Genomic DNA, 13412 nt, shown 5'->3' with positions numbered 1-13412 from the left:
CAGCTACCTTTAATTTTTTGTTACGCCTCCTCTGCTGCGAGCAACTCTACCAAAACCGAAGGACCATATTTTCAGACTGCCGAGCGACCTCGACTGGTGCCAAACGATTTTGCTGAGGCGATAGAAAATAGAATTGCAATGTACTATAATAAAGGTGTGAAATTTTCCCTCGCTTCTGTAAGATTGTCCGCCAGATCCATAGTACATAGGTGAGGAGGTGGATACCTTGTTAGAGGATGTGAAGATCATTGAACTGTTCTTTGCTCGTACTGAGCAGGCAATAGCTGAACTTGCTGCAAAATACGGTTCAACTTGCAAAAGAATTGCAAACAACATTTTGAAATGCGAACCCGACGCAGAAGAATGTGTAAATGATACATACCTTGCTGCGTGGAATGCAATTCCTCCAGAAAGACCTGACCCACTCAGAACCTATATTTTTCGTATTACCCGCAATATCGCTACCGCAAAATACCACGCAAATACTGCACTAAAGCGAAACAGTTACTATGATGTTGCACTTGATGAGTTGGAAGAGTGCCTAACTTCTGCATCTACTATTGAACAGGAAGTGGATGCAAAGGAGCTGTCACAGGAAATTGATCGTTTCCTTGACAGCTTGGATCAGGAAAGCAGGGTTATGTTTGTAGCAAGGTATTGGTACTCAGATAGCATTACAGAAATTGCAAAGAGGCTTCGTACAACAAATAACAATGTGTCTGTTCGCCTTTCCCGAATCAGAAGCAAACTTAAAAATCATTTACAGAAAGCGGGGTATGATTTATGACACGAAAGAACATCTCTGACGCCGTTGGTGGCATTGGTAGCCGTCATATCGAAGAAACGGCGAGTTATCAGGCAAAGAAACAAAAAAGCATTTGGCTGAAATTTGGGGCAATTGCTGCGTGTCTCTGTCTAATCGTGGTGGGAGTGTTTAGTATGGGATTATTCGGCAAAAGTACAGAAACAGCTACATTAGGTGATGGAACTACCATATCTTTCACTAAAGCAGATACGGTAGCCTCTGCTCTGAGTTTGAACTTGCAAGCACGAGCATTGACCAAAGATGAGGTTCAGACTATTTTCGGTGATCTTCCGATTTCCGGAGATGCCCTCTTTACCTTGGACGATGTAGCATTTGTTGGCTTTGATGGTCATTACAGCGATATGAAATTTGTTGTTTCGCTGTCTGGGAACAATCTTATGGATACTACCGTAATTGGCAAGGGAAATGTATCTATGGTTGGAGATACGCCAGTTAAAGCTGGCTACTTCGTTACAAATGCAAACAGCGAAGGAATTAAGACTGTGATCTATTACGCCTATATCACATTTGATAACTATTCCATCTATATCGAAAATGCAGGCGGAGAAAGTGAAAGAGAGGCTGTTCGAGCGGAACTGATGGCAGCACTTGATAAGTTGTTGGAAAACTCTTTTGATTTTAAGTGATAGAATTCGATTAAATATTGCAAGCACCGGTATGGAAAACCCATACCGGTGCTTATTTTACGCTTGACGTATAGGGATTATCTCCATCCCCCTATGTCACAGACTTCACCTGAAGTTTCAACCTCCAGCACTTTTAACGTTCCATATCTCTGTTTTTCATCTTACGCTCAAGCCGCTCCGATCGCCGCCTTTGCCGCAGTTCTCGATCCATTGTCTTTTCCTGTGCATATTCGTCAAGATAGCCAGACACATCCCGTAGGCCACTCTCCATCAACCACCAACTGAACTTGTCGCCATAAGCCGCTTCAATGCGTTGGGCTGCTGCTTTCTCTCTGTCAGGTCGAAGTGCCTTCCGCTCCAGATAAAGCTGCAAGGAATCAAAGCCGGAAGCTTGCTCTTTCAGCTCGGCATACTCAGACAATGCAGCCTCCAGCTCTCCGGCATACTTATTCTCCTGCGCCTCAAGCCGTTTGAGATTATCTTCATAGCGGTCAATCTGGCGCTGGAAGATATCGCTTGTGGCGTCCTCTGGGTATTCCAGAGAATGAAGCAGCATAGCCTTTTCGCTTTTTAGCTCCTCTAACTTTTCCGTCAACTCGGCTATTTTGGAGGCAAGCTCACGGTGCCTGACAAAGTGGATCGCAGGAAGGGATTTCTTTTCAGCCAGTAGGGACTTCCGTTCTTTGGTTGTTTCCTTTATCTGCTGCACAAGGGAGCGGTACTGTGCCAGATTTGGCTTCAGAATATTCAAGGCACCGGTCATCTGTTTCTTGCTGCTGCGGATATGCCCTAACTGATAGCAGAAGATCAGCATATTTTCCCGCAGCTTTTCCAACGCTTCTGCAATAGCGGGCAGCGTGTTCTTCACCGCCTCCGTAATTTTCTTGAACTGCGCCTTCAGTTCCCGCAGGAGCCTGTTGTCCGCCTTGATCTGACGGTTGAGTTCGCACCTGTCGGACACGATACCTTTCTGTTCCAAAGCACGGGCAATCACGCCCTCGTGGATGGTGGGCTGCTCGTCAATGCCTCGCTCGACAAAGCTGCGGTGGTCGATGCGCTCCTCATGACCGTATCGCTCCAAATATTTGTTTGTCACATCTGCCCATGCTTTGCGCCAGATAAGGAGCTGTTCCTCGCTGTTCCAGCGTTCAGAAATGGGATTCTGTCTCCCGTATTTGGTGCTTTTGGGATACTTGCTGGCACGCTCATATCCATGTTCCTCAGCTGCGGATGGTGTCATATACACTTTCTTCCTGCCTACCTTGTACTGGTACTGTTTCTCCCATCCGTCAGCCTGTGCAGCCTTAAACTCGGCAGCGGTAAAGCCCCGTTCCTCACCGTCACGGCTGCAGAGATATTCCTTCTCCGTTTTGTATTGCCATTTGCCGCTTTCATCAAGCGGGCGCACCGTCAAGAGAATGTGGGCATGTGGATTATGACCCGGTGGATCAGGATCGTGGATTGCCAGATCGGCGCACATCCCGTCTGCGACAAATTGGTTTTGTACGAAGTCCGTCAACAGCGTCTGCCATTGCTCTAGGGACAACTCTATGGGCAGGGCTACCACAAACTCACGGGCTAAGCGGCTGTCCTTGGTTTTCTCGTTTTCCTCCACGGCGTTCCAGAGAACCTCTCGGTCTTGCCATGCGGGTGGGGCCATGTCCGGCAGGAATACCTCCTGCCACACAAGCCCCTGCTTTCGGGTGTAATCGTGCTGTACTCCGTCATAGTCATTGAGGATGTGGGAGCAGCTGAGATAAGCGGAGGCTGCACAGGCGGAGCGTCCGGCTCCCCGGCTGACCACCTTTGCCTCCAAGTGGTAAATTGCCATTTGCGTTCACCTCGATTCGTATTTTGTGAGGGGGTGGTAAAACGCCACCCCTTGGTTTCTGTTTCTCTTTGCAAAGAGAAAATGGGCTGCATTGCTGCCCATATCTGCGATAAAGCTGCCGGTGGCAGGTTTTCGCAGGCAGGAGGCGGGCAGAGTATCTGCCGGATTGGTGCGACAAGCAGCAATCTCTGCATCAGCAGAAGCGCCGACTGCACAGGGAATGCTGACTTGCGGCATTTCCTGCCCTCTCTGGAGAAGTGTCCGATGGACAGTTCGTGAAGAGCGCACGAGCCCGACCAACGGAAGGGATACCACCGCCTGCTTCGCAGGTGGTGAGTAAGTGCGCCCTTCGGGATAAAAAAGGAAGGGACGCCCCGGTTGCCCGGAACGCCCCTCGCAGATTAGTGTAGCTTCTCATATAACAAGTCCTCTAATTTTTCAAGCTCCATTTGCTGAGCCTCTGGAAATACTTTCTCCAAAACAGCGCCCTCCTGAATCAAGCGTCTGGTACGGGCCTTTCGCTCTTTCGCCCGATCCCGCATTTGTGCCTCCTCCAATCGGTGCTTGGCCTGCAATTCTTCCTTGGTCATGATCTTTTTATTTGCCATATCTGGCTCCTTTCTGCCGCTGGGCGGCTTCGTGATAGTAAAAAGCAGGGAACTGGTATCACACAGATACCAACTCCCTGCAGAACTGATGGTAAATTGTTTTCCTCATTCTGAGAATTGCCAATTTGGTAGCAAAGACGGATTGTATTGCCACCAACATAGTAGTAAAATCAAGAAAAGTAATTTCAAAAGCCGTCTGCAAAATCCAGCGCAGCTGAAATGTCCTCCTCGGTTTCCTCCGAAACAAGAGCAGCGGCAGGCTGTGCGCTCTGCATAAGCTGTAGGATACCGCCAAGGCTTACCGGCGTACAGCTCTGCAAGCTGCGTGAGATGGTATCCTCGATCCGGCTGAGGAAAGCGTCCTCCTTCTCCCGTGTTTCCAGATAGGGATCATCGGCAAGCTGCTTGCTACGGTCAAAGTAAGCGTTGACCGCCGAAACGACTGCCTTGCTGACTGAACGATATTCTCGCCTGTCAAGGCTCTGCAAATGCTCCCACGCCCTGCGGTCTGCTTCGTTCTCCAGATTCAGCCGAAGTGTTGTTGTGTAGATTTGCTTCATACAAGATCGCCTTTCTTTTGCATTTTCTGTGCAGACAGCAGCTCATAGCCCTTGGCTGTGGCGCAGATGTCATCATTGATCATCACCCGGCTGGCATCATATTCTCCGAAATTCTTCACCATGCAGCTTCCACCGCCGACAACATAGAGCCTCATCAGTTCCGGGTCATACTCATGCTCACGCAGTCTGCGGAAGATGCCTGCGGTGTAATCCCTCGCTGTGTTCTGGATAGCAGTTAGGTAGCGTTCGCTGATGTCTGCCGTCCCAAAGCGAATCACACGCTCCAGAATCGTATCATCTACCGATGCGCCAAACTGCCGCATGAGATTTTCCCGGACAGCAATCATGCACTGGTTTGTCCCGTACTTCTCCGTGAAGCACTTCTGAGATAGCGGACGGCGCTCGTTGATATACATGACATTCATCGTTCCGTTGCCAATGTCGCAAAGCATATTGATGCCCTTGAATCCCCGCAGTCTGTCCGCCACAGCGGAGAAGCCCTGCGGGAAGATGTCCGCTCCGGCAAACTCCACATGATAGCTGACACCACGGAAAATGAAATCCGCCATTTCATTCTGCAACAGGTACGCCTTGAAGCTATCCTTCTGTTCGCTGACCCAAGTAAGAGGGAGCCCCGCCGCCAAATGCACACGGGCAGAGGTCTGCTTGCGGATATTCAGCTCTCTTGCAATGGCAGCAAGGGTCAGAATATAGTAGTCACCGTCTGTCATTTTGTCAGAGATAAACTCCTTGTGACCTTCGCCCACGGTGTAATAGCTGCCGTTGTAGACAAGCAGATTGCTTTTGAAGGTCGGCTCCTTGTCAGAGATGATCACGCCCGTAGGAAAGCAGCAATGTGCAGTCTTGATATTCCCATAGCCGTGGTCGATGCCGATGATTATAGGGTTATTGTTCATATAGTTCATAGTTTGTCCTTTCTGCCGCTGTGCGGCCTTGAAAATAGATTGTTTGTGTACGGCTCTGTACGGTAAACGCCAGTGCTGTACGCCGCTGTACACCGATTGGTCTTTGGATTTTGCGTTTGCTTTGTCAAATCGCTGTTTATACCGCAAGAAAATGCGGTAATCGCAGCACATTGCACATAAAGAACGCTGATTTTGCGGTAAAATAGCTTTTTGAAAACGGAGTTGAGAACTGCCGTACATCGTGTACGGCATGTACGGCAGTTTTGAAGTCCAGTTCTCATATTTAATAAGGAAGCAAGTTCATCGCCTCCACTCCGATAAATCCACGCACCCGCTTTCCGGCTGCGTACACATTGTTGGTAGCCTCCACATTATAAAGCCGTTCATTCTGGGCCAGCTCTGAGCTGATACGATTTGCTGACATAGGCTTTTGTGCGTTGTCCTCGCACCAGCGGAGATAGGCTTCATAGATAGCCTTGGAGCTGGCTTCGCTGTCGGCCTTAAAGCGGATATAGCCCTCGGATTGCAAAAACTCGATCACATTGTTGCTGCTGCGCTTTACTGTCTCCATATTTTCTTTGGCTCTATCGCTGATGGTGAACTGATACTCGTTCCCAATCAACCGCCGCAGACCCTCCAGACACCACAAAAAGATGCCCTCACGCTCCTGTGTCAGCTTATCCACCAGAAATGGATCATCGGCTCGTCCTGCTGGCCTGTCCTTGGTGGTCAACACGATCTGCCTGCGGAAGAAGCCGTCTGACTTGTCGTGCAAAGCGGTTAAAGCGCCGTTGCCGAAGCAAAGAAAGCGGACATAAAGCTGGCTCTGATAGCTTTGAACACCCTTGCGTTCCATATCCATCTTGCACTCTGAGGTCACGATGGATTTGATATAGTTGGTCTTGGGCAGGGCACTCATATCCATATCGTCATCCACCATCAGCAGCTTGTTTTCCAGGTCTGCACGGCTGAAACGGTTGTTCTCTACCTTCTGGATGCTGGTGGTATTCATGTTATCTCCCAGCATGGAGCGCATTACAAGTCCGATTCGACTCTTTCCTTCGCCGCCCTTACCAATCATCAGGAGCATTTTCTGCCCCTTTGTGGTAGGCAATAGGCAGTAGCCCATATACTCCTGCAAGGTGGGAATGTCCTCCGGGACAAGCAGCTCGGATAAAAATTGCAGCCAGCGCACAGGCGGCGGTGCATCGGGGAGATAGGCCACACTCAGACGGTTGTTGCAATAGCTTTTGTCCTCGGTGAAACGCCCATCCAGAAAGAGTGTCCCGTTTGCCACATGGATACGGTCAGTCTCGATGGGCAGGGGCGGCGAATAGGCTTGCAGCTTGATACTGGCCAGCAGATTTGCCACCACCTTGGAAAGCCCGGAGGTCAGACAGCCGGAGATCTCCTCCAGAATGAGATTGCCGATTTGCGCCTCGTCCTCAATCAGTCCATCCACTGTGAACAGCCTTCCTCTGACACATTTCATGGGATGCTTTTTTAAGAACTGCTGACAAAACAGCACTTCGTTGATGCGTTTTCCATCATACCAATCGGGAATGCTTTCTTCAGGCGGCATAACCATTGGGGTATTCAATTCGTCCATAGGTTTCCTCCTTTCGCAGTTGTTCCAGACGCTCCTTTAGTGCTATGATTTCACCATCCGTCATCCAGTCCTGTACAATTTCCCGACGCTCATAGCTGTCACCAAAGGTGAGAATGTTCAGTTCATATTCAATCTGACTGAGCTTGTGGCAGGCTTCCACGAATAAATCATGGACTGGCTCATCCGGCGTTTGCGGCGCATAGTATGCTTTCCATTCCTCCAAGCAACGGTAATAGTCCGATAAAACAGAAAAGCACAGACGCTCGTTTTCTTTGAGCTTCTGTGCTTCTGTTCGGATACGCTTTGCATTGAGTGCCGCTGCGCTGGGCGGCTTGTCCGGGTCAAGATGAAAGTCTATCACCAGCTTCATGGCTGCGTCGTAGGGCTTGAGATCAAACAACCTTGCAGTGAAGTCAATGACATCTCCATGCTCTCCGCAGGTAAAGCAATAATAATGGTCGTTTGCCACATACAAGCTGGGGTGTCTGTCATTGTGAAAGGGGCAGAGCGCCTTGCCGTGCCGGTTGACCTCAAGGCCATACGCCTGTGCCGCTTCCCGCAGGCTGACGTTGTTTTTTACGGTTTCGAATAAATTCATGTGTCCTCCTTTGCGTAGAAAAAGCGGCTTGCCCTGATATAAGGCAAACCGCTTCCTCAAAATTTATTGTTTTATTGGAAATATTAAGCCGGAGAGGTAACTGTCTCCGCTGCCAGTTTTTCCTTCCTGTTCGCTGCATTGCGAACCCGCTGGCCTTTGATATGCCCCTCATATCGGCACTCATCACTGCAATACTTGACATTGCTTCTTGTGGTGGAAAAGGTCTTACCGCAGTTTTCACAAGTGCAGTCACGCCGCCTGTTTTCTGCCGCTTCCTGCCGGTAGAACTTCGCCCGGCAATTCGGTCCGCAGAACATAGCAGCCGAGCTTTTGGATTCAAATCCCTGACCGCAGCACTTACAGGTTAGCTGAAAAGGCTGCCCAACGGTGTGCTTCCCGGCCTTAATCAACTGATAGCGCTCCCGGCTTTTGATGCGATGCTGGCGTAGCTGCTCCTGCCGCTTGATTTCCTCTGCTGTCAGCTCCGGGGCAGGAAGTTCAAACTTTCCGATGAATTTCAGGAAGATTTCTACCTCCTGCGTTCTGTCCCCGTCGATGCGCTCCGGGGCATGAACGATGATTTTATCAATAAATTCATTGATCATCGGTGTAGTCAGCTCGGAGAAATCGGTGTACTTTTCTGCCAAAGCAAGGAACTGCTCTACACGGGCAGTATCTTCCTCATAGCTCGTCAGGCTTTCCTCCGTTTCTGCAATCTGTGCGGAAAGGTTTTTCTGTTCGACTTCGTACTCAGCAAGCAGGCTGTCAAAGCGTTCCTCAGAAATTCGGCCTACGGCAAAGGATTCATAGAGCTTTTTAATGATCGTATCCAGCTCACTGTGGCGCTTACGGTCTTTGTTCAGCTTTCGTTTGGCATCTTTGGCCGCCTCCACCTGCCTGACCTGTGAAGCGGCTCGTATCTTCTCGGTGAATTTTTCCCGATCTGCTATGGCAAGCTGGCTGACAGTGCGGATTGTCTCTAAAATAAGGATACGCAGCGACTTAGTGGTAATATAGTGCCCGCAGCAGTCCTTTCCATGCTTCTGATGTGCCAGTGTATAAGAGGAGCAGTCAAAGAAATCCGACGGATACGGAGTGCCTTCTGTACCGCCTCTGGAACGATGATTATACATCTTTGCGCCGCAGTCCGCACAGTATAAAAGCCCGGTCAGGGGATTGGCTTCGCCTATGGTATCAATACGCCGTGGCGTTTTCCGCAGTTGCTGAGCAAGCTCCCATGTTTCCGGCTCGATAATGGCCTCATGGGTGTTCTCGAAGATCAGCCAGTCCTCCTTGGGATTAGGAATAGAGGTCTTGTCCTTATATGACAGCTTGTGGGAACGGAAATTGACCGTATGCCCCATATACTCAGGCTTAGACAATATCTGCCCCACAATATAGCCGCTCCAGTTATAAGGATATGCGAACTCGGTCTTACTTTTCCAAACGCCAATGCCTTTCCTTGCAAAATAGACCGCCGGAGCTTCTACCTTATCTTCAAAAAGGATTCTGGCAATGTCATAGGGGCCTTTTCCCTCGATGGTCAGACGGAAGATGCGCCGCACAACGGCGGCGGCCTCCTCGTCAATCAACCAATGGTGCTTGTCGTTCGGGTCTTTCTTATAGCCGTAGATGGCACTGTTGGTGGTAGGCTTGCCTGATTCCCCCTTCACACGGATAGCGGTTTTCTGCTTGCGGCTCAGATCACGCAAGTACCACTCGTTCATGATGTTGAGGAACGGAGCAAATTCATTGCTGTTCTGGTCGTTGCTGTCCACGCTGTTGGCGATGGCAATAAAATGAATGCCATGCTGACGGAACATAACCTCCGTGTAAAAGCCGGTCTGCAAGTAGTCACGTCCGATTCGGGACATATCCTTTACGATCACACGAGCCACCTTGCCAGCTTCAATGTCTGCCACCAGCTTTTTCCATGCCGGTCTTTCAAATGTGCCGCCTGAGAATCCGTCGTCCGTGTAATGGGCAAAGTTTGTGTACCCCTGCTGTGCGCAATAGCCCTCCAAGTATTTCTTTTGATTCACAATGGAGTTGCTATCCCCAATCTGGTCATCGTCACGGGAAAGTCGTTCGTATAAGGCGGTGATCTTGTCCTCAGTCTGAATGATGCTCATGATGCGCTCCTTTCAGACTGACGGCTCATTTGTGGTACACCAATTATATCACAAGTTCCGTCGTTTGTAACTACTTCGTTGCGTATCATTCGTAAAATTTTATCCTCCATTGTCTCTTTCCCACTTTCACTGAAAGCGACTCTCACCTTGTAGGTGGTGCCGCCAATACGTCTTATCATATACTGTGCCTGTTTGTTTTTATCCATAGCGTTCCTCCTTGAAAAATTCATGTTCGTTTGATATACTAATGGTGGTTCCGACTGATGTAAGTCGGTGGCATCTTGTGTCATGTTTCATAAAGCTACCGCAACTTGCGTCCTCCTTTCTCTTGATACGGGTTGAAAAAGTAACCTAAATAACCGCTTATCAGATTACCCTCTCACTAATAGGAGAAATCCGGGGTGTAAATCGGAACTGTTTTTGAAAGAAATTCAAAAAATTTTCGGAGGTGAGGTCATGACAGATGAAAATAGAACATTTCTCCTGTTCCCGGATGACGGTGATGACCTAACCGAATGGGATGAAGCCTCCGATCTGACGATACAAAACGAGCAGTTAGAGGAAATCCTCTCCGAAGAACGAGCCTTAGAGCTGGAAAGAGAGCTGGAGCAGGACGAAAACCCAAGGGACTACACCGTAGAACTGGAGGACGAAGAGGAAGAAGCTGCTCCTGTCAGCGAAAAACGCTTAAAGCGCCAGATACGGGCAGAGGCGTTGGCACGGCTGGAGGATGCTGCAAGAACAGAGGACGACTTTCGATACGTTGTCAGCGAATGGGACAGGTTGGATCGGAATCGGGAACGACGGGAGCGTGACCATGAAAATCTCCGGGGAGATGTTCCGTTAGAATACATGGCAGTTCCCAATCCGAAGATGATTCCGCTGTATTTGAATCTGCCACGATACCGCCAGCTTGCCAGCGGCAATTTTCTGGATATCATTTTTTCTTGCCCCTATGAACTGCATGAGTTGGTTGCAAGCTCATTTATTTCTGAGCTGATACGCAGCCTTACCATTGATCAGAAGGAAGTGCTGTATTACCTGTCCATCCGGCAGTACAGCACCATACAGGTGGGTATGATACGGGGACAGACAGACCGAAACATTAGAAAGCTCCGAAAGAATATCCACAAGAAGCTGCAAAGAGCGGTTTATGATTACCTTTTGGAAAAACAGAACGACTGTGGAAGCCTAACGCTGCGGGAACGGCAGTTCTTAGAGGAATATGGGCTTTTGCTGAAAGCCTATGGCAAGGACGCCGTTATCCTCCGGGAGAACAAATCAAAGCCGAGGAAAAAGAAAGCTGCCCTTGGCAGCAGCAAGGACAGCGAATGATCTGATTGAATTTGATAAGCAGATGACCGAAAGGAAGGATTTGCGTTATGAATACATTTTTTGAGCAATCCCGTTCCCATTGGGTGCGGTATGAACGCTATGAAATCAAAACAGGCAAGGACGGGAAGAAATACATCACCCCGGCAAAGGATGCCAGGCCGGATGTCTATAACCCACTCAAGGAAGCCCCGGACATTGTGCTGGATGCTCTGAATGTGGGGATGCTGATGATGAACGGCAAGAAAAGCTCTGAGCCAGAGGTAGAAAAGGCAATCTTGGAATTTATTACCCACTATGGGCTGCTGGGCCTGATGACGGCCCTGCCCACCACGCCGTCCTTTATGGATTATGAGGCGGTATATCTGCCAAAGAACCATTTTATCAAGGAAGAAACGATGGAGACGGAGAAGTATCTGTCCCTGTTTTACCCCTTTGATAAGCTGGATGTGGTCAAGAACGGTGTGGAATCCAGTTGGAATGTGTCCAGCGACCGGGCAATGATTGCACTGACCATGACCTTTATGGACGAGCCGATGGCAAAGACCATGAGCTTCCAGCGGGCGTATGCAGAGCCTTACGATTGGGTGGCACAGCAACTCAAGGATTGGGCATTTAATATGCTGACCTCTTTCTTCTATTATAATGACTATGATTCCATGGAGGAAGAAAGCCGGAATATGCTGCGTAAGTCTATGGCTGCATTTGGCGGCATTGCACCCACCTATCATATAGAGCTGTTGGATAGGCCAACGATCTATTGGGATTTCCATTCCCTGCTGTTGGGGATTCAGATGATGTTCAGCTTCATGCTGGTGGACAGCACAAAGCCGTTGCGGATGTGCAAGCAGTGTCAGAAAGTGTTCCTGAGTAACCGGGCTAACTCCGCTTTTTGCAGTGCAAGGTGTAAAAATCAGTATAATGTTTATAAGAGCCGGGGAAAGAATAAATCAGAGGATGGTGATAATAATGCCTGAAAATCAGAACATAGAATGGAAAGCTAAGTGGAAGGATGACTATCTGGAATGGATTTGCGGCTTCGCCAATGCACAGGGCGGCAAGATTTATATTGGCTGTGACGATGATGGAAAAGTTATCGGCCTGCCCAATATCCGCAAGCTGCTGGAGGATGTTCCAAACAAAATCCGAAATGCCATGAGCATCGTGGTGGATGTCAATCAGCTGGAGCGTGACGGGAAAGAATATCTGGAAATCGTTGTTCCACCATATCCCGTTGCCATAAACTGCAAAGGTGTCTATTATTATAGAAGCGGCAGCACCATGCAGACCCTTTCTGGCCCAGAACTGGAGAGCTTCATTCTACGCAAACGTGGTGCTTCGTGGGATAATATGCCCTTGCCGGGATTTACGTTGGATGATATTGATGATGAGTTGGTCAAGAGATTCAAGACCCTTGCCGCCAAGAAGGGCCGGATCGACCAAAGCGTTTTAGACGAGGACAAAGCGGATTTAATGGAAAAGCTGCGTCTGACCAATGCCGGGTATTATACCAACGCAGCGATGCTGCTGTTCTGCAAAGACCCTGACCGCTGGCAGCTGGGCGCATACACAAAAATCGGCTTTTTCGAGAATGATGCCGATCTCCGTTATCAGGATGAAATTCACGGCTCCTTGTTGGAACAGATTGACAAGATCATTGAAGTCATCCATCTGAAATATATGAAAGCGAAAATCACTTACGAAGGGATGCAGCGCATTGAGCGTTATTTTGTTCCCGACGCTGCCCTGCGTGAAGCCCTTCTTAACGCTCTATGCCACAAGCAATATGAAAGCGGCGTTCCGATTCAGATCAGCGTGTATGAGGATAAGCTGTATATCGCTAACTGTGGTAGGCTTCCAGACAACTGGACGGCAGACAGCCTGATGTCCAAACACGCATCCCGCCCTTACAACACGGCGATTGCGAATGTGTATTATTTGGCCGGCTTCATCGAGAGCTGGGGACGTGGTATTGAGAAAATCTGTCAGGCTTGCAAGGAAGATGGAAGCCCGCTTCCTGCGTACACCGTGCATCCCGGCGATATTATGATTCAGTTTACAGCGTCAGAGGATCGGGTTATTCGATCTGCCACCTACAAGGTGACAGAAAAGGTAACAGAAAAGGTAACAGAAAAGGTAACAGAAACCTTGGATGAAAAATCCATGCAAATTCTGGCCCTGATTTCCGAAGATCCTGCATACACATCTACCACCATAGCAGATAAGCTATCTATCAGCAGAAAAACAGTTTCTCAGCGTCTGAAGGAGCTGAAGGAAAAAGGAATCATCGAGCGCATCGGGTCTGACCGAAAAGGCTACTGGAATATAAAGAGCTAAGTGATACAGAATTAGCCCCACACCAGC

14 protein-coding genes are annotated in these 13412 nt (G+C 49.0%); 5 read left to right on the top strand and 9 right to left on the bottom strand.

Annotation, left to right across the window (positions count from 1 at the left end; all coding sequences use genetic code 11):
* Positions 1 to 226 precede the first annotated feature (226 nt).
* A complete protein-coding gene (locus ACXMYH_RS15475) occupies positions 227 to 787 on the top strand; it encodes an RNA polymerase sigma factor (RefSeq protein ID WP_055145326.1) in 561 nt (186 codons plus the stop codon).
* On the top strand, positions 784 to 1452 hold the full coding sequence (locus ACXMYH_RS15470) for a hypothetical protein (RefSeq protein ID WP_055145323.1): 669 nt from the start codon (positions 784 to 786) through the stop codon (positions 1450 to 1452). Before ACXMYH_RS15475 ends, ACXMYH_RS15470 begins: the two co-directional genes overlap by 4 nt.
* A gap of 133 nt (positions 1453 to 1585) precedes the next feature.
* Here the strand turns inward: ACXMYH_RS15470 and mobQ are convergent, their stop codons facing one another.
* The 9 genes from mobQ to ACXMYH_RS15425 form a co-directional block, all read right to left on the bottom strand.
* The gene (mobQ, locus tag ACXMYH_RS15465; RefSeq protein WP_055145320.1) at positions 1586 to 3283 is read right to left on the bottom strand and encodes a MobQ family relaxase; all 1698 of its coding nucleotides are present in this window, start codon (positions 3281 to 3283) and stop codon (positions 1586 to 1588) included.
* A 6-nt stretch (positions 3284 to 3289) separates the two neighbouring features.
* Entirely contained in the window at positions 3290 to 3520 is a 231-nt protein-coding gene (locus ACXMYH_RS15460) for a hypothetical protein (protein ID WP_055145317.1), read from the bottom strand.
* A 164-nt stretch (positions 3521 to 3684) separates the two neighbouring features.
* Positions 3685 to 3873, bottom strand: coding sequence for a hypothetical protein (locus ACXMYH_RS15455; protein ID WP_055145756.1), 189 nt, complete (start codon positions 3871 to 3873; stop codon positions 3685 to 3687).
* Positions 3874 to 4076: 203 nt separating this feature from the next.
* The gene (locus ACXMYH_RS15450; protein ID WP_055145314.1) at positions 4077 to 4451 is read right to left on the bottom strand and encodes a hypothetical protein; all 375 of its coding nucleotides are present in this window, start codon (positions 4449 to 4451) and stop codon (positions 4077 to 4079) included.
* Positions 4448 to 5377, bottom strand: a complete 930-nt coding sequence (locus ACXMYH_RS15445; protein ID WP_055145311.1) for a ParM/StbA family protein — start codon at positions 5375 to 5377, stop codon at positions 4448 to 4450. Before ACXMYH_RS15445 ends, ACXMYH_RS15450 begins: the two co-directional genes overlap by 4 nt.
* A 283-nt stretch (positions 5378 to 5660) precedes the next feature.
* Positions 5661 to 6986, bottom strand: coding sequence for a DNA primase family protein (locus ACXMYH_RS15440; RefSeq protein ID WP_330375650.1), 1326 nt, complete (start codon positions 6984 to 6986; stop codon positions 5661 to 5663).
* Positions 6949 to 7584, bottom strand: coding sequence for a CHC2 zinc finger domain-containing protein (locus ACXMYH_RS15435; RefSeq protein WP_055145308.1), 636 nt, complete (start codon positions 7582 to 7584; stop codon positions 6949 to 6951). The genes ACXMYH_RS15440 and ACXMYH_RS15435 overlap by 38 nt, the downstream gene beginning before the upstream one ends.
* A gap of 83 nt (positions 7585 to 7667) precedes the next feature.
* The gene (locus tag ACXMYH_RS15430) at positions 7668 to 9716 is read right to left on the bottom strand and encodes a recombinase family protein (RefSeq protein WP_055145306.1); all 2049 of its coding nucleotides are present in this window, start codon (positions 9714 to 9716) and stop codon (positions 7668 to 7670) included.
* Positions 9713 to 9922 carry a transposon-encoded TnpW family protein gene (locus ACXMYH_RS15425; protein WP_055145303.1) on the bottom strand — a complete coding sequence of 70 codons (210 nt, stop codon included), beginning with the start codon at positions 9920 to 9922 and terminating at the stop codon, positions 9713 to 9715. Before ACXMYH_RS15425 ends, ACXMYH_RS15430 begins: the two co-directional genes overlap by 4 nt.
* A gap of 250 nt (positions 9923 to 10172) precedes the next feature.
* Here ACXMYH_RS15425 and ACXMYH_RS15420 point away from each other — a divergent pair, with 250 nt between their 5' ends.
* From ACXMYH_RS15420 to ACXMYH_RS15410, 3 genes are read left to right on the top strand one after another with little or no spacing between them, the layout of a single operon-like run.
* On the top strand, positions 10173 to 11051 hold the full coding sequence (locus tag ACXMYH_RS15420) for a hypothetical protein (RefSeq protein ID WP_055145300.1): 879 nt from the start codon (positions 10173 to 10175) through the stop codon (positions 11049 to 11051).
* Positions 11052 to 11098: 47 nt separating this feature from the next.
* A complete protein-coding gene (locus tag ACXMYH_RS15415) occupies positions 11099 to 12025 on the top strand; it encodes a hypothetical protein (protein WP_055145297.1) in 927 nt (308 codons plus the stop codon).
* Positions 12018 to 13385 (top strand): ATP-binding protein, encoded by a 1368-nt coding sequence (locus ACXMYH_RS15410; RefSeq protein ID WP_055145294.1) that lies wholly within the window; start codon positions 12018 to 12020, stop codon positions 13383 to 13385. The genes ACXMYH_RS15415 and ACXMYH_RS15410 overlap by 8 nt, the downstream gene beginning before the upstream one ends.
* Positions 13386 to 13412: the final 27 nt, after the last annotated feature.

This window comes from Pilosibacter sp. NGB245 (assembly GCF_057397225.1).
Note: the sequence above shows the minus strand (reverse complement) of the source record. Positions and strands in the feature narration are given on the sequence as shown.